The following is a 21,701-nucleotide window of genomic DNA, read 5'->3' as shown; positions in this document are numbered from 1 at the left end:
GGGGTATTTCAGCATCGCGCCAAGAACCCCCTCCACCGCCTTCGGCGGTCCCCCTCCCCGCGAAATCGCGGGGAGGATCAATGCGGCGCCGGCGTCTCCACGTCGCGGGCAGTCTGCAGGCTGGCCGCGGCGGCACGGCCGGCGTCGCTGTCGGGGAAGCGGTCGGCGACCTGGCGGTAGAGGCGCTCGGCCTCGGCCATGTCGCCGGCGCGCCCGGCGATGGTGCCGGCGAGCAGCATCACGTCGGGATCGTTCGCCGCCATCTGGCGGGCGCGGGCGATGTCGGTGCGGGCGCGGGCGATGTCGTCCTGGCGCAACGCCAGCGCCGCCGACAGGTACCAGACCATCGGGTCGCGCGGCACCAGCTCGAGCGCGCGGTCGAGATTCTCGCGGGCCCGGGCGGGATCGCCCTGCGCGACGAAGGCGCGGGCGCGGTCGAGATGGACCTCGCCTTGCAGCTCCGGCGTGATGCCTTGCAGGGAAAGCGCGGTGTCGAGGGCGAGCAGGGCCCTGGCCGGGTCGCCGCCGGCGAGCCAGGCATTTCCGGCCTGAACCCAGAAATCGGGCGCGCGGCTGTCGCTGGCGCGCTGCGCCTCCTGGGCGGCCTGCTCGTAGATGGTCGCCGCGTTGGTCCATTGCTCGAGCGCGGCATAGGCAAGGCCGACGCATTGGCGCGCGAGCAGTCCGCCGCCCGCCGCCTGCCAGCGATTGGCGACGGCGAGCGCCTCCTGCGGGCTTCGGCGCACCGTCGCCTGGCATGCGGCGGCGCGGCCCTCCTCGGTCTCCGGCACCGGCGCGGGCGGGGTGACCTGAGCGGCGGCGGCAAGGGCGAGGGCGGCAAGGATCATTCAGGCTTCCAGCAATTGCGAGAGAGTGGCGGTCAGCAGAGCGATGTCCTGCGGGCGCGACAGCCGATGGTCGCCGTCCTTGACGAGGATCGTCTGCACGTCGGCTGAACGCAGCCGCTCGGCGATGCGCAGCGAGATGTCGAACGGCACGTCCGGATCGGCCTGGCCGTGGAGCAGGCGCACCGGCGCGTCGATCGCGATCTCGCCGCCGAGCAGCTTCAGGGTCTCGCCGCTGTCCCAGAAGATGCGCGTGGTGACATAGGGCCGGTCGCCATAAGGCGTCTCCTCGACGAGGCGGCCGTCGCGGGCGATGGTCGTCTTGTCGGCGTCGCTGAAGCCCCAGGAGGTGAAGTCGGGCGCCGCGGCGATCCCGACCAGGCCGGCGATCCGCTCCGGCCGGGCGAGCGCGGCGAGGAGCATGATCCAGCCGCCCATCGACGAACCGACCAGCACCACCGGTCCCTCGACGCTGTCGATCATCGCCACCGCATCGTCGCGCCAGTCGGCGAGGGCCTGGTCCTCGAAGTCGCCGGGGCTGATCCCGCAGCCGCCATAGTCGAAGCGAAGGAAGGCGCGGCCCTGGCCCTCGCACCAGGAGTCGAGGGCGAGCGCCTTGGAGCCCTCCATGTCCGACATGTAGCCGGGAAGGAAGATGACGGTCGGTCCGCGCCCGCCGCGGCGGTGGAAGGCGAGCCGGCGGCCGGACGCAAGGGTCAATTCAAGCATTGCCCGCTGCCCTAGGGGAGAAAGGCGGCGCGATCAAAAGTTCGGGTCGCCCCGCCGCCCATTCACCGGTCGAGGACGATGAGTTCCGTCCGGCGGTTCTCGGCGCGGCCTTCAGCACGGTCGTTGTCGGCGAGCGGGACCCGTTCGCCGCCGGAGCGGGTTTCGAGGCGCTCGGGCGAGACGCCGCGGGCGGCGAGGGCTTCGGCGACGGCGTCGGCGCGGTCTTCGCCGAGCTCGGCATTGGCTCGGCCGCTGCCTTCGGCGTCGGTGTAGCCGATGATGGCGATGCGCGCGGTCGGGTAGGCGAGCAGGACCTGGGCGAGCTGGTCCATGTCGACGACGTCGGTCGAGCGCACGGCCGCCGAACCGCGGTCGAAATTGAGGCGGTCGAAGGTGAAGGTGCGCGGCGCCCGCTCGTCGGAGCGCAGGAAACGGTCGAGGTCGCCGGCGATGGTGCCGGCCGCATAGCTGCCGTCGCCGCGGCGCGTCTCGGTGATCCGGGAGCGATCGTCGTCGTCGCCGTCGCGGCCGTTATCAATGCCCTCGTCGAGCGCGCTCAGCAGCAGGAAGAGCAGGAAGAGCAGGAGAAGCGCGCCGAGAATCCACGGAAGATAGTAATTGCCGCGCGGCCTGGCGCCCTCGACGACCGGGTTGGCGACCGGCGGCAGAGGACCGGGCAGTTCGTCGCCGCTCGCCGGGGTCGCGGTCGCGCCGGCGATGGTGGTGGCGCCGGCGGCGGCGCCCGCCGCGCCGGTCAGGCTCGCCAGCTTGTCGCGGGCGACGTTGAGATGGACGTGCGCATCGACGCGGTCGACCTGGTTCAGCGGCACAAGCCCGCTGTTGCCGTCGGCCCCGCGGGTAAGGCGGATCGCCTCGCCGTCGACCTGGTCGACGGTGCCGACAGGGGCGCCGTCCGCGGCGATGACCTCCATGCCTGAGCGAATCTGCGAACGATCGACCATGACGCGAACCTCTCCACCTGTTGCGCAGGCAGAATGTTCGTCCGCGCCAGAGCGTTCCCCGTCGGGTCGCCGCGGGTTGATCGTGACCGCCCGCGCGTTACATGCGGCGGGTCATGACGCAGCATTTCAAGATCGCCCTTCCCGACGGCTCCGTTCGCGAAGTCGAGGCCGGCACCACGCCTGCCGACGTTGCCGCGGCGATCGGGCCGGGCCTCGCCAAGGCGGCGCTGGCGGCGCGCGTCAACGGCGAGGTGCGCGACTTGCAGAGGCCCTTCGAGGGCGATTCCGAGCTCGCCTTGATCACCTCGCGCGACGAGGCCGACGCGCTCGAGCTGGTGCGCCACGATTATGCGCACATCCTCGCCGAGGCGGTGCAGAACCTGTTCCCGGGCACGCAGATCACCTTCGGCCCGGCGACCGACGACGGTTTCTATTACGACTTCGCGCCGACCGCGGAGCGCGGGCCGTTCACGGAAGAAGACCTGCCGGTCATCGAGGAGGAGATGCGGCGCATCATCGCGAAGGACGAGAAGCTCGTCCGCGAGGTGTGGACTCGCGAGCAGGTCCGCCAGTTCTTCATCGACCAGGGCGAGGCGTTCAAGGCCGAGTGGGTGATGGAGCTGCCCGAGGGCGAGCCGATCACCATGTACCGCACCGGCGAATGGCTCGACCTGTGCCGCGGCCCGCACCTCGCCTCGACCGGCAAGCTCGATGCGCAGGCGTTCAAGCTGACCCGGGTGTCCGGCGCCTATTGGCGCGGCGACCAGAACAACGCGATGCTGAGCCGGATCTACGGCACCGGCTGGCTCAACAAGAAGCAGCTCGACGCCCATCTGGTGCGGCTGGAGGAGGCGGCCAAGCGCGACCACCGCAAGATCGGCCGCGAGATGGACCTGTTCCACCTTCAGGAGGAAGCCCATGGCTCGGTCTTCTGGCACCCCAAGGGCTATCGAATCTGGCGCGAGCTGGAAGCTTATATGCGCCGCAAGATGGACGGCGCGGGCTATCGCGAGATCAAGACTCCGCAGCTGATGGACGTGCGCCAATGGACCCAATCGGGCCATTGGGGGAAATATGCCGAGAACATGTTCGCCGTTCCCGACATCGTCCCCGATGTCGACGAGGAGAGCGGAGCGGCGGCGCCCAAGGTGGCGGACGACGCCGACTGGCTGGCGATCAAGCCGATGAACTGCCCGGCCCACGTGCTCGTCTTCAAGCAGGGCATCACCAGCTATCGCGAGCTGCCGATCCGGCTGGGCGAGATGGGCTGCTGCCACCGCAACGAGCCGCACGGCGCGCTCCACGGGCTGATGCGGGTGCGCCAGTTCACCCAGGACGACGCCCACATCTTCTGCACCGAGCGCCAGGTGGTCGACGAGGTTCGCGCCTTCTGCCGGCTTGCGGACGACGTCTACAAGGATTTCGGCTTCACCTATCACGTCAAGCTGGCGCTTCGGCCCGACAAGCGCTTCGGCAGCGATTCCGATTGGGACAAGGCCGAGCAGGAGCTCCGCGACGCGGTCGCCGAGGCCGGCATGGCCAATGCCGACTATGGCTGGGAGGAATTGCCGGGCGAAGGCGCCTTCTACGCGCCGAAGCTGGAGTGGCACCTGACCGACGCGATCGGCCGCACCTGGCAGGTCGGCACCATCCAGGGCGACCGGGTGCTGCCCGAGCGGCTGGACGCGACCTATATCGGCGAGGATGGCGACAAGCACCGGCCGGTGATGCTCCACCGCGCCATCTTCGGCTCCTACGAGCGCTTCATCGGAATCCTCATCGAACATTATGCCGGCAAGTTCCCGCTATGGCTGGCGCCGGTCCAGGCGGTGGTCGCGACGATCGTGTCCGAGGCCGACGATTATGCCAGGGAAGTCGCCGCCAAGCTGACCGCCGCCGGGCTTCGAGTCGAGACGGACCTGCGCAACGAGAAGATCAACTACAAGGTGCGCGAGCACAGCCTGGCCAAGATCCCGAACCTGATCGTGATCGGCAAGCGCGAGGCCGAGGAGCGCACCGTCGCTCTGCGCCCGCTCGGCGCCGACGCGCGCCAGGAGGTGCTGGGACTCGACGCGCTGGTCGAGCGGCTGCGGGCCGAGGCGCTGCCGCCGGACATGCGCGAAGGGTCGCCCGCCTAGGGCGAGCTCGGCTGCTCCGAAACCTGCGAGAAATAGTGGTGCAGAACCTCAAGCTCGCGATCGTCCGCTTCGCGCAGCTCAGTTCTGGCCGCATCCGCCCCTGGCTGCGACCTTTTCGAGCGTCTCCAGCGTTCTCTCGCAGTAGATGCGCCGCTCATTAGCGGTGGCGTCGCCGCATCGGGGGAGGCACTCGGTGAGGAGCTCAGGCACTCGACGATCAAGCGTGACGGCGAGAGAATGATGCTCCGCGGAGAAGGACCGCGACGCCCTCTCGAGGTTGAAAGCCTGGATCGAGGCGCGGACCGACGCGACGCGATGAGAAGCCTGCCGACAAACTCTTTCCAGAGCGCCGCCTCGTCATGATTGGCGGGGCGTCGCAAGAGCCTGTAGCGGGCAAGCTCTTTGAGGCCATCTTCCCCGGCGCAACATCCGGAGCCGCCGTTGATGCGTGATGCGTGATGCGCTATAAAGCGTCGATGCGCACCACGCTCAGCCTTGATGATGATGTCGCCGAAGCCGCGCGCGCCATCGCCGCGCGCGATCGGCGGCCGCTGGGCGAGGTGGTATCCGATCTGGCGCGGCAGACGCTTCGCCGGCGTAAGCCTGCCTCGGCGACCCGCAATGGCCTGCCGCTGCTGCCGTCGCGAGGAAAGCCGGGCTCCGTGACGCTCGAACTGGTCAATCGCCTCCGCGACGAGGCGCCGTGAGGTTTCTGCTCGACGTCAATCTGCTGATCGCGACGCTCGATCCGGATCACGTCCATCACGAGGTGGCGCTAAACTGGTTCAACGATATCGGGTCTCGCGCTTGGGCAACGTCGCCGATCATTCAGAACGGCGTGGTTCGCATCCTGGGAGCTGCCAGCTACGCCGCCATTCCCTTTGGTTGCGGCGAAGTTGCCGACCTTCTGGCGACATGGTGCGCTGCGCCTGAACATGAATTTTGGGGCGACGACATTTCGTTGCTCGATCATCGGCTGGTGGATCGCACGAGGCTTACCTCGCCGGGCCGAATCACCGATAGCTATCTTCTGGCGCTCGCCGTCGCCCGAGGAGGGCAGCTTGCAACGCTCGACCGCCGTCTTTCCCCCGGCGCAGTGGCGGGGGGCGAGCAGGCTCTCCACCTTATCGAATGAATGCCCGCTCGACGCCGCTTCCTTTTGGCGGCGCCCGGCACTAAGTAACCGGCCTCTGTCGACCATTTCAGGAGTTTCGCCCCATACGTCCGCCAATGTCACGCCGCCCCATGGCACCGCCCATGAATGGCCCTCGCTTCAACGAGTTCATCCAGTCGCCGACCGTGCGCGTGATCGACGAGAAGGGTGAGAATGTCGGGGTCCTGAACACCCAGGTCGCGATTGCCCGCGCTGCCGAGGTCGGTCTCGACCTCGTCGAAGTGTCGCCCAACGCAGACCCGCCCGTCGCCAAGTTCCTCGACGTCGGCAAGTACAAGTACGAGGCGCAGAAGAAGGCGAACCTCGCCCGCAAGACTCAGAAGACGCAGGAGATCAAAGAGATCAAGATGCGTCCGAACATCGACGATCACGACCATGACGTGAAGATGAAGAAGATCCACGACTTCATCGGCGAGGGCGACAAGGTCAAGGTCACGCTGCGATTCCGCGGCCGCGAACTCGCCCACGGCCAGCTCGGCATGGTGCTTCTCCAGCGCGTCCAGGCCGACACGGCGGAGACCGCCAAGGTCGAGCAGCATCCGCGCATGGAAGGGCGCCAGATGCTGATGGTGCTGGCGCCCAAATAAGCCTCTTCGCCGCCCGGTTGCGAAGCCCCGCTCTCATCGGCGGGGCTTTTTGCATGGTGGCCGCGCGCCGCGTGGCAGGAACCCCCGCGAGCCTGAATCCGCCTTTCCGTAGCGTCATCGCGCAACGATAGGTTTTGCCCTGCAACCAATCTGTTGCGGAAATGCAATGAAGTGTCGAAACTCGCGGAAATGCGCGGGTTTCGCATGGCAAACGGCCGGTTTCACTGTAGCTTCTCCGCCAAATGTGAAGACGGAGGGGAAGATCACGATGTCCAAGACCTATTGGATGCTGTCGGTCGGCGCGCTTGCGCTTGCGACGCCCGCTTATGCGCAGGATGACCAGCCGACCACCGAAAGCCCCGTCGAAGCCGGCGCCGTCGACCAGCAGGCCGACGAAGACGTCGTCATCGTCACCGCCCAGGGCCGTTCGCAGTCCCTTCAGGACGTTCCGATCGCGGTCAACGTGGTCAACGGCGAAGCCCTCCAGAACAGCGGCGCCACCGACATCCGTGCGCTCAACCAGCTCGCCCCGTCGCTGCTCGTCTCGTCGACCGGCAGCGAGGCGAACGGCTCCGCGCGAATCCGCGGCATCGGCACGGTCGGCGACAATCCCGGCCTCGAAAGCTCGGTCGCGGTGTTCATCGACGGCGTCTATCGCTCGCGTTCGGGCATCGGCCTCAACGAGCTCGGCGAGATCGAGCGGATCGAGGTGCTGCGCGGCCCACAGGGCACCCTGTTCGGCCGCAACGCCTCGGCCGGCCTCATCCACATCATCAGCCGCCGCCCGAACATGGCCGAGCTCGACGGCTATGCCGAGCTCACTTACGGCAATTACGACCATGTCCGCGTGGCAGGCGCGATTTCGGGGCCGCTCACCGAGACGCTCGGAGCGCGTCTCGACGCGGTCTATGTCCGCCGCGACGGCTTCTACACCGTGGTCAACCCGACCGGCGGCACCGAGCCCGACGTCAACGACCGCAACCGCCTGTTCACCCGCGCCCAGCTGCTGTTCGAGCCGAACGACGCGCTCTCGGTCCGGCTGATCGGCGATTATACCTGGCGCGAGGAAAGTTGCTGCGGCGCGGTCTTCATCGAGACCCGCGAGACGTTCGACCCGACTCCGGGCGTCCCGGGCGACTTCGCATTCTCGCCCACCGAGAACCGAATCGAGACCGTGCTGCGCTCGCTCGGCGCCCGCTTCTCCTCGGAGAACGACCCCTATGGCCGCCTGATCGACGTGTCGCCGGGCCGCACCTATCTCAACGAGACGACCGATTACGGCGTGTCGATGCAGGTCGACTACGACTTCGGCGACATCAACATGACGTCGATCACCGCCTATCGCGGCTACAAGTCGGGCGGCGCGGGCGACATCGACTACAACAATGTCGACATCCTGTACCGCGCGGCCGACGGCAACGTGTTCCGCGAGTTCAACACCTTCACCCAGGAGCTGCGATTCAACGGCACGGCGTTCGACGGAGCGCTCGACTGGCTCGTCGGCGGCTATTTCGCCCAGGAAGACCTGACCGTCGTCGACAACACCCGGTTCGGCAGCCAGTACGGCGCCTTCGCCGCGTGCCGCCTAGTCGCGACCCTCAACCCGGCCGCGGTGCTGCGCAACCCGGCGGCGCCGGGCTGCCTCAGCCCGGCGGGGCGTGCCACGGTGACGTCGCCGGTGGCGTTCGGTCCGTTCCTCGGGCCGGCGGTGCTCGCGGGCCTCGACCGCCTGAGCACGGTCAACAATGTCGGCGACGTGCGCGCGGAATATCTGCAGAACAGCCAGAATTTCGCGCTCTTCACGCACAACATCTTCAACATCACCGACCAGATCAGCCTCACGCTGGGCGCGCGCTACACGTTCGAGAACAAGGATTTCGAAGGGCGTTTCAACAACGACAACACGGCGTGCCCGGCCCAGCAGGCGGCGCTCAGCCCGCTGCTGGTCAATCCGGCGGTGCCGGCGAGCGCGCGCGCCTTCATCGGCGGTATCGTCACGCTCACCTGCGTCGGCAATTCGAGCGTCGCGCTCAACGGCCTCAATCCCACCGACAGCTTCGACGACGGCGAGCTGTCCGGGACGGCGGTGCTGTCGTACCAGCCCAATCGAGACACGCTCCTGTATGCGAGCTATTCGCGCGGTTACAAAGCCGGCGGCTACAATCTCGACCGCTCGGACCTCGGCTCTGCCCTGTCGCCGCGGTCAAACGCGGATGCCGCCAACCTCCGCTTCGCGGCGGAGATCAACGACGCCTACGAGATCGGCTTCAAGCTGACCGGCCGCAACTTTCAGTTCTCCGCCGCGGCGTTCCACCAGCGCTTCCGCGACTTCCAGCTCAACACGTTCAACGGCACGGTGTTCATCGTCCAGAACATCAACGGCTGCAGCAACCTGATCGGCGGCGAAGGCGCCGATTCCGATCCGTCCGCGGTGACCGGTGGCTGCGCCATCGACGATGTGACCTACGGCGTCACCTCGACAGGCCTGGAGCTGGAACTCAGTTTGCGGCCGCATCCCGATCTGGCGGTCAATCTGGGCTACACGTTCAGCGACACCCGGTATCGCAGCAACCTCATCGGCAGCAACGTCGGGGAAGCGCTCGATCCGTTCCTGTTCCTGCTTCCGGGCGACAATCTGTCGAACGCGCCGGAGCATGTCGCGACCGCGTCGGTGTCGTGGACGCCGCCGATCGGCAACAGCGGCATGTCCGGCCTGTTCTATCTCGACGGCCGCCTCACCGACGACTTCAACACCGGTTCCGACCTGTTCCCGGAAAAGGAGCAGAACGGCTTCCTGGTGGTGAACGGCCGCGTCGGCCTGCGCGGGCCCGACGAGCGCTGGTCGCTCGAAGTGTGGGCGCAGAACCTGTTCGACGAGGAATATACCCAGGTCGCGTTCAACACGCCGGTGCAGGGTTCCAACAGCCGGGCCCACATCACCAATTTCGGGGCGACGCAGGGCTTCGGCACCGCCAACCAGCTTTTCTCGGCCTTCCTCGCCGAGCCGCGGACCTACGGCATCACCGGGCGGTTCCGCTTCTAAAGGCCAAGACCGACGAGGAGAGAGGGGGCTCCGCCGCAAGGCGGGGCCCTTTCTCTATGGCGCGCCGGTCTATTCGGCGGCGAGCTCGGAGTCGCGGCGTTCGGGCTCGAGCGCGGCACGAACCAGGCTGGAGCGGATCGCCTCCAGGTGGAAGCCCGACTCGATCTTCCGGCCGTCGCGGTCGGTCAGGTAGAAGACGTCGACGGCGCGCTCGCCATAGGTCGCGATATGGGCGGAGCGGATCGTCGCTTCATTGTCGAAGATCGCCTTGGCCAGCTCGCACAGCAGGGCGTCGCGATCGCGGGCATTGACCTCGACCACCGTGTAGCGGCCCGACGCCTTGTTATCGACGAACACCGCCGGCTCGATCGCGAAGGCCTCGGCGCGCAGCAAGGGCAGCGCGCGGGCCTGAAGCCGCTCGAGCGGCGGCTCCTGACCGGCCACGGCGGCGCGAACCGCCTGCTCCAGCCGCTGCAGGCTGTGCGGCTCGCTGAACGGCTCCGCCGCCCCGTCCTGGACGAGCAGATTGTCGAGCGCCATGCCGTCGGCAGTGGTGTGGATGCGCGCGTCGATGATGGTGCCGCCCGACAGCGAGATCGCCCCGGCGATTCGGTAGAACAGGCCGGGCTCGTCCGGCGTGTAGACCGAGACGAGCGTCGCGCCGCGGTCCGGCTGGGGCACCAGCTCGACCGCCTGGCGGTTCCCCTCGGCGGCGTCCGTCTGGGCAACGAAGCGGGCATTGCGCTCGATGACCTGGGGCGGCTCGGCAAGCCAATAGCTGTCGGCGAGACGCGCGGCATGCGCCGAGAAGCGGGCTTCCTGCCAGCCCAGCCCGGCGGCGGCGTCCCCCTGCACCGCGGCGATGCGCTCCTGGCGGCCGCGCTGCTTGTGGCCGAGGCGAAGAACCTCCTCGGCGGCCTCGAACAGGTTGGAGATGAGCTGGCCCTTCCAGCTGTTCCAGGTGCCGGGACCGACCGCGCGGATGTCGACGACGGTGAGCAGGTAAAGGAGGCGCAGCCGCTCCAGGCTCTTCACCCGCTCGATGAAGTCGTGGATCGTCTTGGGATCGGAGATGTCGCGCTTCTGCGCGGTCGACGACAGCAGGAGGTGCCAGCGCACCAGCCAGGCGACCTGCTCGGTCTCCGCCGCGGAAAGGCCGAAACGGGGGCACAGCGACCGCGCGATCTCGGCGCCGACGATGCTGTGGTCGCCGCGGCGGCCCTTGGCGATGTCGTGCAGAAGCACCGCCACGTAGAGGACGCGGCGCGAGGCGATGCGCTTGATCAGCCCGGTGGCGAGCTTGTGCTCGTCCTTGAGGTCGCCGCGTTCGATTCGGGCGAGCAGGCCGATGGCGCGGATGGTGTGCTCGTCGACGGTGTAGTGGTGGTACATGTCGAACTGCATCTGAGCGACGACGCGGCCGAAGTCCGGAACGAAGCGGCCGAACACGCCGGCCTCGTTCATCCAGCGAAGCACCGTGTCCGGCCGTCGCGGGCTGGTCAGCACGTCGAGGAAAAGGGCGTTGGCGCGGGGATCGGCGCGAACCGAGGCGTCGATCAGCCTGGCCTGGCGGGCGATGGCCCTCAGCGCCATCGGGTGGATCTCGAGATTGTGGGCGTCGGCGAGCTGGAAGGCCTCGATAAGCCGCACCGGGTCTTCGGTCAGGAAGTCGTCGCTCGGCACGGCGAGTCGGCCGCGGTCGAGCATGAAGCCGTTGAGGTTGCGCGGGCGGCGGCGCAGCGCCGGGAACATCAGGCGGCGGCCACGGCGGGCGAAGCGCTCGTCGAGCTGGGCGAGGAATGCGCCGGTGAGGTCGCCGACGGTTCGCGCGTGGAGGAAATAATGCTTCATGAAGCGCTCGACCGGCGCGTTGCCGTGGCGCCCCGAATAATTCATCCGCTCGGCGATCTCGCGCTGATAGTCGAAGGTCAGGCGCTCCTCGGCGCGGCCGGCGATGGTGTGGAGGTGGCAGCGCACCGCCCACAGGAAGCGTTCGGCGCGGCGGAACTGGCCGAGCTCCGTCTTCGACAGCAGGCCGACGTCGACGAGGTCCGCCGCCGAGCGGACGCGATAGGCATATTTGCCGATCCAGAAGAGCGCGTGGAGGTCGCGCAAGCCGCCCTTGCCCTCCTTGACGTTGGGCTCGACGACGTAGCGGCTGTCGCCCATGCGCAGGTGCCGCGCCTCGCGCTCCTCCAGCTTCTCGGTGACGAACTTGCGGACGTCGCCGGCGACGACTTCATCCTGGAAGCGCGCCTGGACCTCCTCGTGGAGCCGCTCGTCGCCCCACACGTAGCGCGACTCCAGCATCGCGGTTCGGGCAGTGTGATCGTCGAGCGTCGCCGCGATGGCTTCGTCGAGCGAGCGCACCGAGTGGCCGATCTTCAGGCTCAGGTCCCACAGCAGGTAGAGCAGGGACTCGATGACCTGCCCGGTGCGGCCGCTGGGGGCGCCCGGAGTGACGAAGCTCAGGTCGACGTCGCTATAGGGGGCCATCTCGCCGCGCCCGTAGCCGCCCAGCGCGAGGAGGAGCAGGCGCTCCGGCTGGCCGCGGCCGCCGACCGGATGGAGCCGCTCGGTGACGAAATCGTGGGCGAGCCGCAGGATCTGGTCGGTGAGGAAGGCGGTGGCCGCGGCGCTCTCGGTCCCGGCATAGGGCTCGTCGAGCAGGCGCCGGGCGATCTCGGCGCGGCCGCCGGCGAGCGCGTCCTTGAGCAAGGCTGCGGCGCCGGCGCGATCGGCCTCGCGCAGGCGGTCGGCGAGGCTGCGCCGGTCGATGATGGCGCGGCGGTTCGCGAGGCTGTCGAACGGACCGGACATTGCCGGCAAGATAGGAGGTGCTTGAAGGCGCGTCACGCCATTAGGATGGCGCCATGTCGCACTCGCTCGACCGCCCCGCGTGGAACGCGCTCCACTCGCGCCAGGCCTATCTGGCGACCGGCGGCGGACGCGCGGTCGGCTACCAGCGGCCCTATGCGATGTTCATCGCAGGCGCCGACCAGTCGGACGCGAGCCTCGCGGCCATGGCCGAGCTGGTGCCGGCGGACGGGCAGGCGGCCCTGGTCGAGCGCGACCGCTGGCCGCTGCCGCCGGGAACGCGGGTCGTGGCGGACGCCGTCATCGTCCAGCTGGTCGCGGAGAACGGGATCTACGGATCGGACGCCGGCGTCGAGTTCCTGGAGATGGGCGAGGCGGACGAGCCGGACGCGCTGGCGCTGGCGACCCTGTGCCGGCCGGGACCGTTCTTCGCACGCACGTCAGCGATGGGCGGGTTCATCGGCGTGCGCGACGAAGCGGGGCGGCTGGTGGCGATGGCCGGCGAACGCATGAAGGTGGGCGAATTCACCGAAGTGAGCGCGGTCTGCACCCATCCCGACCATCGTGGCCGAGGGCTCGCCAAGCGGCTGATCGGCATCGTCGCCGGACGGATCGTGGAGCGCGGCGAAATTCCGTGGCTCCATTCCTATCCCGACAATGCCGCCGCCCTGGCCCTCTACGAATCGCTCGGCTTCCGCCGCCGGGCCGAGGTCCATTACACGATCATCGAGCGAGGCTGACGCCTACTCCCGCGCCAGCGCCTTCAGCTTGTAGAGTGTTTCCAACGCCTCGCGCGGGCTGAGGCTGTCGACGTCGAGCTCCTCGACGGCGGCGCGGATGGAGTCGCATTGCGCTTCTTCCTCCTCATGCGCGGCGGCGAACAGGGGGAGGTCGTCGAGGCCCGCGGCGATTCCGCCGGTGGCGGCGCGGCCGCTTTCGAGCTTCGACAGGATCGACTTGGCGCGGGAGAGCACGGCCGGCGGCAGGCCGGCCAGCCGGGCGACGGCGATTCCGTAGCTGCGGTCGGCCGGCCCCGGCGCGACCTCGTGGAGGAGGACGAGGTCGCCTTTCCACTCGCGCGCTCGGACATGGTGGAGCGACAGGGCGTCGAGCCGTTCGGCGAGGCGGGTGAGCTCGTGATAATGGGTCGCGAACAGGCAGCGGCAGCGGCAGCGGTCGTGGACCCATTCGACCACCGCCCAGGCGATGGCGAGGCCGTCATAGGTCGACGTGCCGCGGCCGACCTCGTCGAGAATGACGAAGCTGTTGGGCGTCGCCTGCGCCAGAATGGCGGCGGTCTCGACCATCTCGACCATGAAGGTCGAGCGGCCGCGCGCGAGATTGTCGGACGCGCCGACGCGGCTGAACAGGCGGTCGACGAGGCCGAGCCTGGCGCGGGCGGCGGGGACATAGGCGCCGGCCTGGGCGAGCACCGCGATGAGCGCGTTCTGGCGCAGGAAGGTCGACTTGCCGCCCATGTTGGGGCCGGTGACCAACCACAGCCGCTTGGCCTCGCCGAGGCCGAGGTCGTTGGCGACGAAGCGCTCGCCGCGGGCGCGCAACGCGTCCTCGACGACCGGGTGGCGGCCGCCCTCGACGTCGAAGCAGGGCTCGTCGGCGAAATGCGGCCGCGACCAGCCGCCCTCGACGGCGCGCTCGGCGAGCGCTGCGGCGACGTCGAGCCGGGCGAGGGCGTCGGCGGCGGCGGCGATCGGCTCGGCGCTGGACAGAGCGGCGGCGGTCAGTTCCTCGAGATGCGCAGCTTCGGCGGCCAGCGCGTGATTGCCGGCCTGCGCCACCTTCATCGCCTGCTCGTGGAGGTCGGGCGCGTTGAAGCGGACCACTCCGGCCAGGGTCTGGCGATGGGTGAAACCGCTGTCGGCGGCCATCAGCGAGTCGGCATGCCGCGCCGACACCTCGACATGATAGCCGAGCACGTTGTTGTGGCGGATCTTCAGAGCCGCGATTCCGGTCGAGGCGCGATATTGCGCCTCCAGCGCCGCGATCGCTCGGCGGCCCTCGCCGCCGGTCGAGCGCAAGGCGTCCAGCGCCGCGTCATAACCTTCGGCGATATAGCCGCCCTGCGCCGCATCGATCGGCGGAGTCGGCACCAGCGCGCGGCTCAACAGGTCGACGAGCGCGCCGTGGCCGGTGAGGGCGGGGAGCAATTCGACCAGCAGAGGCGGGGAATCGGGCAGGGCGGCGAGGCGGTCGTGGAGGCGGCGCGCCTCGCCCAATCCGTCGCGGAGCAGGCCGAGGTCGCGCGGGCCGCCGCGGCCGACCACGAGGCGACCCAACGCGCGGCCGATGTCGGGCAGCGCCTTCAAGGCGGTGCGCAGCCACTGGCGCAGGGTGGAATCGCCCTCGAACAAGGCGACGAGGTCGAGCCGCGCCTCGATCGCGGGGCGGTGGGTGAGCGGCGCGGCGATGTCGGCGGCGAGCAGGCGGGCGCCGGCGCCGGTGACGGTGCGGTCGACGGCGTGGAGCAGGCTGCCCTGGCGGCCGCCGCCCTGCGCGGCGACCAGCTCGAGGCTTTCGCGCGTCGACGCGTCGATCATCATGTGCGCCGAGGAGGCGACCGGGACCGGCGGGCGCAGGAAGGGCAGCGAGTCGCGGCCGACCTCGTCGAGATAGGAGAGCATCGCGCCCGCGGCGGCGAGGGCGGGTCGATCGAAGCTGTCGAGAGCGGCGATGCCGAACCGCTCCTTCAGCCTGCGCTCCGCGGCGACGCTGTCGAAGTCGGCGCGCGGACGCTGCGCGACCTGCGCTCCTGCGAAGGCAAGAGCGCTTTCAGGGGTGATGACCTCGGCGGGATCGAGGCGGGCGAGCTCGGCGTCGAGGGCGGCCGGCGAGACCGTGGTCAGCTCGAAGCGGCCCGTCGAGATGTCGGCGGCGGCGAGGCCGACCGTCTCCGCCGCCGGCGCGACCGCGACCAGCCAGTTGGCGGCGCGGCTGTCGAGCAAGGCCTCCTCGGTCAGCGTGCCCGCAGTGACGACGCGAACGATGGCGCGGTTCACCACCGACTTGGAGCCGCGCTTCTTGGCCTCGGCCGGGCTCTCGGTCTGCTCGGCGATGGCGACCCGGTGGCCGGCCTTGATCAGCCGCGCGAGATAGGCCTCGGCGGCATGGATCGGGACTCCGCACATGGGGATCGGCGCGCCGTCATGCTCGCCGCGCGCGGTCAGGGCGATGTCGAGGCAGGCGGCGGCGATCCTCGCGTCATCGAAGAACAATTCGAAGAAGTCGCCCATCCGGTAGAACAGCAGGCAATCCTCGGCCTCCGCCTTGAGCGAGAGATATTGCGCCATCATCGGGGTCGGCGCGGAGTCGGTCTGGGGGCGGGCGGCCATGGGCGCGAGCCTAGAGGATGGAACAGGGATGCGGAACGCCGCATTGGGCGTAATCCACAGGAGCAGGCGACGACGCCGGTTCGGGACTCTTGCCTTGCGGGCATCCGCCGATGCGGCATAGACGGAACCGCGCCGGCGACACGACAAAAAGGGGGACGGCCGATGAGCGAAGGCAGCAACGTCAAATTCTCGGAAGCCGAAGCCCTCGAATTCCACTCGCAGGGCCGCCCGGGCAAGATCGAGATCATCGCGTCGAAGCCGATGGCGACGCAGCGCGACCTCAGCCTCGCTTACTCTCCGGGAGTCGCCGTCCCGGTGCGCGCCATCGCCGAGGATCCCGGCAAGGCCTACGACTATACCGCCAAGGGCAATCTCGTCGCGGTGATCTCCAACGGCACCGCAATCCTCGGCCTCGGCAATCTCGGCGCGCTCGCGTCCAAGCCGGTGATGGAAGGCAAGGCGGTGCTGTTCAAGCGCTTCGCCGACGTCGATTCGATCGACATCGAGCTGGCCACCGAGGATCCGGACAAGTTCATCGAGGCGGTCGCGCTGATGGAGCCGAGCTTCGGCGGCATCAACCTCGAGGACATCAAGGCGCCGGAATGCTTCATCATCGAGCAGACCCTGCGCGACCGCATGAACATCCCGATCATGCACGACGACCAGCACGGCACCGCGATCATCAGCGCCGCCGGGCTGATCAACGCCTGCCACCTCACCAACCGTGATCTGAAGGACGTGCGCGTCGTGGTGAACGGCGCCGGCGCAGCGGCGATCGCCTGCACCGCGCTGATCAAGGCGATGGGCGTGCGCCACGACCATGTCCTGATGTGCGACCGCAAGGGAGTCATCTATCAGGGGCGCGGCGATCTCGACCAATGGAAGTCAGCGCACGCCGTCGACACCGACCGCCGTTCCCTCGAGGACGCGCTGGACGGCGCCGACGTGTTCCTCGGCCTGTCCGCGGCCGGCGCTCTGAAGCCCGAGATGGTCGAGAAGATGGCGCCCCACCCGATCATCTTCGCGATGGCCAATCCCGACCCGGAGATCACGCCGCCCGAGGCCAAGGCGGCGCGCCCCGACGCGATCGTCGCCACCGGCCGCTCGGACTATCCCAACCAGGTCAACAACGTGCTCGGCTTCCCGTTCATCTTCCGCGGCGCGCTCGACGTGCGCGCGACGACGATCAACGAGGAGATGAAGATCGCGGCGGCGCAGGCGCTGGCGGAGCTGGCGCGCGAAGCGGTGCCCGAGGAAGTGGCGGCGGCCTATGGCAAGGCGCAGAGCTTCGGCCCCGACTATATCATTCCCGCGCCGTTCGACCCGCGGCTGATGGAAGTGGTGCCGGCCGCGGTCGCCCAGGCGGCAATGGACAGCGGTGTCGCGCGGGCGCCGATTCCCGACATGGCCGCCTATCGGACCGCGCTCCGCTCGCGTCTCAACCCGACCACCTCGGTGCTCACCCTTGCCTATGAAGCCGCGCGCACGAACCCGAAGAGGGTGCTGTTCGCGGAAGGAGAGGAAGATACCGTCCTGCGCGCGGCGATGGCGTTCCGCGACGGCGGCTATGGCGTTCCGGTGCTGGTCGGCCGCGAGGACGTCCACGACCGGCTGCGCGCGCTCGGAGTCGAGGATGCGACGGGCATCGAGGTGTTCAACAGCCGCACCTATGACCGCGTGCCCGAGATGGTCGAACACCTCTACAAAAGGGTCCAGCGCCGCGGCTATCTCCACCGCGAGGTTGAGCGCCTGGTCAACCAGGACCGCAACATCTTCGCCGCCCTGCTGCTGGAGCTGGGCGAGGCCGACGCGATGATCACCGGGGTGACCCGGCCCTACGCCCAGTCGCTGCGCGAAGTGCGCCGCGTGCTCGACCCGGTCGAGGGTGTCACTCCGTTCGGGATCCATGTGCTGGTCGGCCAGAGCCACACAGTGTTCCTCGCCGACACCACGGTGACCGAGCGGCCGAGCGGCGAGCAGCTCGTCGACATCGCCACCCACACCGCCGAGGTCGCCCGCCGAATGGGGCATGAACCGCGTGTAGCCTTCCTGTCCTATTCGACGTTCGGCAATCCCGAGGGCAATTATCTCGACCGGATCCGCGAGGCGGTGCGAATCCTCGACGCGCGCGGCGAGGTGCCGTTCGAATATGAAGGCGAGATGCCGCCCGACGTGGCGCTCAACCCCAAGATGCAGAAGGTCTACCCGTTCAGCCGACTGACCGGGCCGGCCAACGTGCTGATCATGCCGGGCCTGCAGACCGCCAACATCGCGGCCAAGCTGCTCAAGGAGCTGGGTGGCGACGCGATGATCGGCCCGATGCTGGTCGGCATGCGCAAGCCGGTCCAGATCGCCTCGATGACGGCGTCCGCATCGGACCTGGTGACCCTCGCGGTGCTCGCCGCGGGCGGGATCGCGCGCTAGCGCCCTCTCCCGCGAGCGGGAGAGGGCGACTTACTGGGGATTGTCGGCGGTCTGGCCGGCCTGGCCGCGGCCGCCGGCCGCGCCGATATTGCCGAAAATCTCTTCGAAGAAGCTGCGGTTGCTGCCCAGAGTCGGGGTGCGGCCGCCCATCGGGTCGACGGCGCGGGCCAGTTCGAGGCCGGTGCGCTCGACGCTCTCGACGGTGCCCGCGTCGTTGAAGCGGACGTGGAGCACGGTCTGCTGGGTCGGCTGGGGCCGAGCGAAGGCGAGCTGCTTGGTCTGGCGTGACACATAATACCAGTCGCGCTGGTCGAACTGGCCGACGAAGGTCGGGCGGCCGAGCGTGCCCTGGACCGATTCGCGGTTGTCGATGCCGGGCTGGACGGCGCCGATCAGGGCATCGTCGACGACATAGCCCTGATGGTCGCGGATCGAGGTGCAGCCGGCGCTGGCCAAGGCGAAGAGACCCAAAGCGGCGAGGGCGCGGGGCCTGACGGACATGGGCATTGAAACTCCTGACGGCGCCGTCTGCGCACAGAGCGGGCTTGAGCGTTGGATTAGCCCGACCAATATGAATAACGAGCAACCGGCGCAAGCAGCGCGCCTTCAAGGAAAAACGTGTCGACCGATCCCATTGCCGCCCGCAGCCGCCCCGGCTGGTTCTCCCGCCTGGTCGGGGGAGCCAGGAAACGCGACCGCATGCTGCCGCTCTACCGGGCGATCGTCGCCGCGGCGCGCGACCCGTTATGGTATCGCGAAGGCCAGGTGCCCGACACCGTGACCGGACGCTTCGACATGCTCGCGGCGGTCACCGCCCTGCTGCTGGTCCGGATGGAGCGGCTGGAGGGCGCGGAGGCCAAGCGCGATTCGGTGCTGCTCACCGAGCTGTTCATCGCCGACATGGACGAGAGCCTGCTGGAGATCGGAGTGGGCGACTATTCGGTCGGCAAGCATGTCGGGCGGATGGTCGGCGCGCTGGGCGGACGGCTGACCGCGTTCCGCGAGGCCTCCACCGAGCATGATTTCTCGCCCGCCGTGCATCGCAACATCTTTCACGAAGCCCCGCCGGGCGACGACGCGCTTGCGCTGGTGACCGCGCGTCTCGCCGCCTTCGACAAGGCGCTCGCCGGCCTGTCGCACAGCGCGCTGGTCGAAGGGCGGCTGCCGACGCCATGAGCGAAACCGAATTGAGCCGGACGGTGCGCGCCGACACGATCGGGGTCGATCCGAAGCATGTCCATGTCGAGGCCGGGGAGGCCGAGCGGGCCGCGCTCGCGAAGCGTTTCGGGCTTGTCGCTCTCAACCGCCTGGAGGCCGACGTCGAGGTGAGCCGCGTCGGCGCCGACATCGTCGCGCGCGGCCGGGTTCGTGCAGCCGTCGAGCAGAGCTGCGTGGCGACCGGCGAACCCGTCCCGGGCGAGATCGACGAGCGCTTCACGGTCTACTTTCGCCAGCCCCCGGCCGCCGGCGGCGGCGAGGAAGAGGTCGAGCTCGGCGAGGACGAGATGGACGTGATCTTCTGCGACGCCGGAATGGTCGATGTCGGCGAGGCGGTCGCCCAGACCCTCGCACTCCACCTCGATCCCTATCCCCGCGCTCCGGGCGCCGAGGCGGCGCTCAAGGCGGCGGGGGTGAAGGACGAAGGCGAGGCGGGACCATTCGGGGCCCTGGCCGCACTCAAGGACAAGCTCGGGAAGTAACGGACAGACGGGCCGTCAGAACGGGACGTCGTCGTCGAGATCGGTGTCGAACGCCGGGGCGGGACGGCTGCCGCCACCGCCGCCGCGGGGCGCGCTGCTGCCGAACGAGTCGGAGCGGCCGCCCGAGGAGCTGCCATAATCGTCGTCGCCATAGCCGCCGCCACCGCCGCCGCCGCCCTCGCGGCGGTCGAGCAGGACGAGCTCGCCGCGGAAGCGCTGGAGCACGATCTCGGTCGAATATTTGTCCTGGCCCGACTGGTCGGTCCACTTGCGGGTCTGCAGCTGGCCCTCAAGGTAAACCTTGCTGCCCTTCTTGAGATATTGCTTGGCGACCCGGCCGAGATTTTCGTTCCAGATCACGACCCGGTGCCACTCGGTCCGCTCCTGGCGGTTGCCGTCGCGGTCCTTCCAATTCTCCGACGTCGCGACCGAGAAGTTCACCACTTCGCCGCCCGACGGCATCGAGCGCGACTCCGGATCCTGCCCGAGATTGCCGACCAGAATCACCTTGTTGACCGAACCGGCCATGAATCTTCTCCTCTAAGCTTGGAGCGACCCTAGAGGCCCAGCGCGACCGCCGTCCAGTAGGTGATTCCGGCTGCGGCGTAGGCGAGCACGAACAGATAGAGGATCATGAACAGCGGCCATTTCCACCCGGCGGTCTCGCGTCTCGTCACCGCGATGGTCGACAGGCATTGCGGGGCGAACACGAACCAGGCGAGGAAGGCGAGCGCGGTCGGCAGGCTCCAGCGTCCGCGCAGCTGCTCGATCAAGGGCTGCTCGGCGGCTTCCTCGTCCGCCGCGTCGATCGAATAAGCGGTGGCGAGGGCCGACACGGCGACCTCGCGGGCGGCCATTGCGGGGATCAGCGCGAGCGCGATCTCGTGGTTGAAGCCGATCGGCCGAACCACGGTCTCGAGCCCGCCGGCGATGCGTCCGGCGATCGAGGTCTCGAGCGCGCTCTCGCCTTCCTTCGGCTGCGGGAAGGACAAGAGGCCCCACAGCACGATGGTCGAGACGAGGATGATCGTGCCGGCGCGCTTCAGGAAGATCATCGCCCGGGTCCACACGCCGATCATCACGTCGCGGACGTGCGGCATCTGATATTTGGGCATTTCCAGCATGAAGCCCTGCGGCGTGCCCCGGGTGACGGTGCGCCGGATGACCGCGGCGGCGAGCAGGGCGGCGACGATTCCGGTGAAATAGAGGCCGAACAGGACGAGCCCCTGGAGGCCGACGCCCCAGCCGACACTGGTCGCCGGGATGAACGCGCCGATGATGATCGCATAGACCGGAAGCCGCGCCGAGCAGGTCATCAGGGGGGCGACCAGGATCGTCGTCAGCCGGTGCTTGGGATCCTGGATGGTGCGAGTCGCCATGATTCCGGGGACTGCGCAGGCGAAGCTCGACAGCAACGGGATGAAGGCGTGGCCGGACAGCCCGACGCTGGCCATCAGCCGATCCATCATGAACGCGGCGCGGACCATGTAGCCGGACGTCTCGAGCACCATGATGAACAGAAACAGGATCAGGATCTGGGGCAGGAACACGACGACGGCGCCGACGCCGGCGAACACGCCGTCGACGATCGCGGAGCGAAGCACGCCGTCGGGCAGCGCGTCGGTGACCAGGCCCTGGAGCGCGGCGATGCCGCCCTCGATCCAGCCGATCGGCGCCTCCGACCAGGCGAACACCGCCTGGAACATCAGGAACATGATCGCGGCGAACAGGATCGGCCCGGAAACCGGATGAAGCACGAAGGAGTCGATGCCGCGGGTCCAGCGCCGGGTGACGGTCTCGCTGACGATCGCCTTGCGGGCGAGCTCGCGGGCGCGGCGCTGGACGGCGGGAAGCGCATCCGGCGCCGACCCCGCGCCGCGCGGCGCCGCGACCGCCTCGGACAGCGCCTCGCGCAGCGAGTCGGCGCCGCGG

Annotated in this window: 17 protein-coding genes; 9 read left to right on the top strand and 8 right to left on the bottom strand. The window is 68.8% G+C overall.

Features of this window, described 5'->3' with window-relative positions:
- Window positions 1-77: 77 nt before the first annotated feature.
- The 3 genes from G7B71_RS01305 to G7B71_RS01295 all read right to left on the bottom strand — a co-directional run bounded on the left by G7B71_RS01305 (window position 78) and on the right by G7B71_RS01295 (window position 2,536).
- Entirely contained in the window at window positions 78-848 is a 771-nt protein-coding gene (locus tag G7B71_RS01305) for a tetratricopeptide repeat protein (RefSeq protein ID WP_166037070.1), read from the bottom strand.
- Window positions 849-1,574 carry an alpha/beta hydrolase gene (locus G7B71_RS01300; RefSeq protein ID WP_166037068.1) on the bottom strand — a complete coding sequence of 242 codons (726 nt, stop codon included), beginning with the start codon at window positions 1,572-1,574 and terminating at the stop codon, window positions 849-851.
- A 62-nt stretch (window positions 1,575-1,636) separates the two neighbouring features.
- Window positions 1,637-2,536: an OmpA family protein gene (locus G7B71_RS01295; protein WP_166037066.1), complete on the bottom strand. Its 900-nt coding sequence runs from the start codon at window positions 2,534-2,536 to the stop codon at window positions 1,637-1,639.
- 113 nt (window positions 2,537-2,649) lie between these two features.
- Between G7B71_RS01295 and thrS the strand changes: the two genes are divergently transcribed.
- The 5 genes from thrS to G7B71_RS01270 all read left to right on the top strand — a co-directional run bounded on the left by thrS (window position 2,650) and on the right by G7B71_RS01270 (window position 9,478).
- Window positions 2,650-4,674, top strand: a complete 2,025-nt coding sequence (gene thrS / locus G7B71_RS01290; protein WP_166037064.1) for a threonine--tRNA ligase — start codon at window positions 2,650-2,652, stop codon at window positions 4,672-4,674.
- A gap of 458 nt (window positions 4,675-5,132) precedes the next feature.
- Complete coding sequence (locus tag G7B71_RS01285; protein ID WP_166037343.1) at window positions 5,133-5,381, top strand: CopG family transcriptional regulator; 249 nt, start codon at window positions 5,133-5,135, stop codon at window positions 5,379-5,381.
- Window positions 5,378-5,809, top strand: coding sequence for a TA system VapC family ribonuclease toxin (locus G7B71_RS01280; RefSeq protein ID WP_166037062.1), 432 nt, complete (start codon window positions 5,378-5,380; stop codon window positions 5,807-5,809). The genes G7B71_RS01285 and G7B71_RS01280 overlap by 4 nt, the downstream gene beginning before the upstream one ends.
- Window positions 5,810-5,904: 95 nt before the next feature.
- Window positions 5,905-6,435, top strand: coding sequence for a translation initiation factor IF-3 (gene infC / locus G7B71_RS01275; RefSeq protein WP_166037060.1), 531 nt, complete (start codon window positions 5,905-5,907; stop codon window positions 6,433-6,435).
- Between the two features lie 268 nt (window positions 6,436-6,703).
- Entirely contained in the window at window positions 6,704-9,478 is a 2,775-nt protein-coding gene (locus G7B71_RS01270; protein ID WP_166037058.1) for a TonB-dependent receptor, read from the top strand.
- A gap of 69 nt (window positions 9,479-9,547) precedes the next feature.
- On the opposite strand, the gene G7B71_RS01265 is transcribed toward G7B71_RS01270, so the two are convergent.
- Window positions 9,548-12,298 carry a [protein-PII] uridylyltransferase gene (locus tag G7B71_RS01265; RefSeq protein ID WP_166037341.1) on the bottom strand — a complete coding sequence of 917 codons (2,751 nt, stop codon included), beginning with the start codon at window positions 12,296-12,298 and terminating at the stop codon, window positions 9,548-9,550.
- A 53-nt stretch (window positions 12,299-12,351) separates the two neighbouring features.
- Between G7B71_RS01265 and G7B71_RS01260 the strand changes: the two genes are divergently transcribed.
- On the top strand, window positions 12,352-13,035 hold the full coding sequence (locus G7B71_RS01260; RefSeq protein WP_166037056.1) for a GNAT family N-acetyltransferase: 684 nt from the start codon (window positions 12,352-12,354) through the stop codon (window positions 13,033-13,035).
- Window positions 13,036-13,038: 3 nt separating this feature from the next.
- Here G7B71_RS01260 and mutS read toward each other — a convergent pair whose 3' ends face one another.
- Window positions 13,039-15,606, bottom strand: a complete 2,568-nt coding sequence (gene mutS, locus G7B71_RS01255) for a DNA mismatch repair protein MutS (protein WP_166037339.1) — start codon at window positions 15,604-15,606, stop codon at window positions 13,039-13,041.
- A gap of 201 nt (window positions 15,607-15,807) precedes the next feature.
- Between mutS and G7B71_RS01250 the strand changes: the two genes are divergently transcribed.
- A complete protein-coding gene (locus G7B71_RS01250) occupies window positions 15,808-18,069 on the top strand; it encodes an NADP-dependent malic enzyme (RefSeq protein WP_166037055.1) in 2,262 nt (753 codons plus the stop codon).
- 30 nt (window positions 18,070-18,099) lie between these two features.
- On the opposite strand, the gene bamE is transcribed toward G7B71_RS01250, so the two are convergent.
- Window positions 18,100-18,570, bottom strand: coding sequence for an outer membrane protein assembly factor BamE (gene bamE / locus G7B71_RS01245; RefSeq protein WP_347708436.1), 471 nt, complete (start codon window positions 18,568-18,570; stop codon window positions 18,100-18,102).
- Window positions 18,571-18,687: 117 nt separating this feature from the next.
- Between bamE and G7B71_RS01240 the strand changes: the two genes are divergently transcribed.
- Both G7B71_RS01240 and G7B71_RS01235 read left to right on the top strand, forming a co-directional pair.
- Window positions 18,688-19,245 (top strand): ubiquinol-cytochrome C chaperone family protein, encoded by a 558-nt coding sequence (locus tag G7B71_RS01240; protein WP_243406037.1) that lies wholly within the window; start codon window positions 18,688-18,690, stop codon window positions 19,243-19,245.
- Window positions 19,242-19,769: a DUF177 domain-containing protein gene (locus tag G7B71_RS01235; RefSeq protein ID WP_166037051.1), complete on the top strand. Its 528-nt coding sequence runs from the start codon at window positions 19,242-19,244 to the stop codon at window positions 19,767-19,769. Before G7B71_RS01240 ends, G7B71_RS01235 begins: the two co-directional genes overlap by 4 nt.
- Window positions 19,770-19,784: 15 nt before the next feature.
- Here G7B71_RS01235 and ssb read toward each other — a convergent pair whose 3' ends face one another.
- Window positions 19,785-20,297 carry a single-stranded DNA-binding protein gene (gene ssb, locus G7B71_RS01230; protein WP_166037049.1) on the bottom strand — a complete coding sequence of 171 codons (513 nt, stop codon included), beginning with the start codon at window positions 20,295-20,297 and terminating at the stop codon, window positions 19,785-19,787.
- 29 nt (window positions 20,298-20,326) lie between these two features.
- A partial coding sequence (locus G7B71_RS01225) for a ferrous iron transporter B (RefSeq protein ID WP_166037048.1) occupies window positions 20,327-21,701 on the bottom strand: 1,375 nt, incomplete at its 5' end.

The organism is Sphingosinicella sp. YJ22 (assembly GCF_011320075.1).
Classification (GTDB): Bacteria; Pseudomonadota; Alphaproteobacteria; order Sphingomonadales; family Sphingomonadaceae; genus Allosphingosinicella.
Note: the sequence above shows the minus strand (reverse complement) of the source record. Positions and strands in the feature narration are given on the sequence as shown.

Excerpts from the sequence above, each read along its gene's own strand:
- G7B71_RS01305 (WP_166037070.1), bottom strand. The coding sequence starts at position 848 with ATGATCCTTGCCGCCCTCGCCCTTGCCGCCGCCGCTCAGGTCACCCCG.
- G7B71_RS01300 (WP_166037068.1), bottom strand. The coding sequence starts at position 1,574 with ATGCTTGAATTGACCCTTGCGTCCGGCCGCCGGCTCGCCTTCCACCGC.
- G7B71_RS01295 (WP_166037066.1), bottom strand. The coding sequence starts at position 2,536 with ATGGTCGATCGTTCGCAGATTCGCTCAGGCATGGAGGTCATCGCCGCG.
- thrS (WP_166037064.1), top strand. The coding sequence starts at position 2,650 with ATGACGCAGCATTTCAAGATCGCCCTTCCCGACGGCTCCGTTCGCGAA.
- G7B71_RS01285 (WP_166037343.1), top strand. The coding sequence starts at position 5,133 with ATGCGCTATAAAGCGTCGATGCGCACCACGCTCAGCCTTGATGATGAT.
- infC (WP_166037060.1), top strand. The coding sequence starts at position 5,905 with ATGTCACGCCGCCCCATGGCACCGCCCATGAATGGCCCTCGCTTCAAC.
- G7B71_RS01270 (WP_166037058.1), top strand. The coding sequence starts at position 6,704 with ATGTCCAAGACCTATTGGATGCTGTCGGTCGGCGCGCTTGCGCTTGCG.
- G7B71_RS01265 (WP_166037341.1), bottom strand. The coding sequence starts at position 12,298 with ATGTCCGGTCCGTTCGACAGCCTCGCGAACCGCCGCGCCATCATCGAC.
- G7B71_RS01260 (WP_166037056.1), top strand. The coding sequence starts at position 12,352 with ATGTCGCACTCGCTCGACCGCCCCGCGTGGAACGCGCTCCACTCGCGC.
- mutS (WP_166037339.1), bottom strand. The coding sequence starts at position 15,606 with ATGATGGCGCAATATCTCTCGCTCAAGGCGGAGGCCGAGGATTGCCTG.
- G7B71_RS01250 (WP_166037055.1), top strand. The coding sequence starts at position 15,808 with ATGAGCGAAGGCAGCAACGTCAAATTCTCGGAAGCCGAAGCCCTCGAA.
- bamE (WP_347708436.1), bottom strand. The coding sequence starts at position 18,570 with ATGTCCGTCAGGCCCCGCGCCCTCGCCGCTTTGGGTCTCTTCGCCTTG.
- G7B71_RS01235 (WP_166037051.1), top strand. The coding sequence starts at position 19,242 with ATGAGCGAAACCGAATTGAGCCGGACGGTGCGCGCCGACACGATCGGG.
- ssb (WP_166037049.1), bottom strand. The coding sequence starts at position 20,297 with ATGGCCGGTTCGGTCAACAAGGTGATTCTGGTCGGCAATCTCGGGCAG.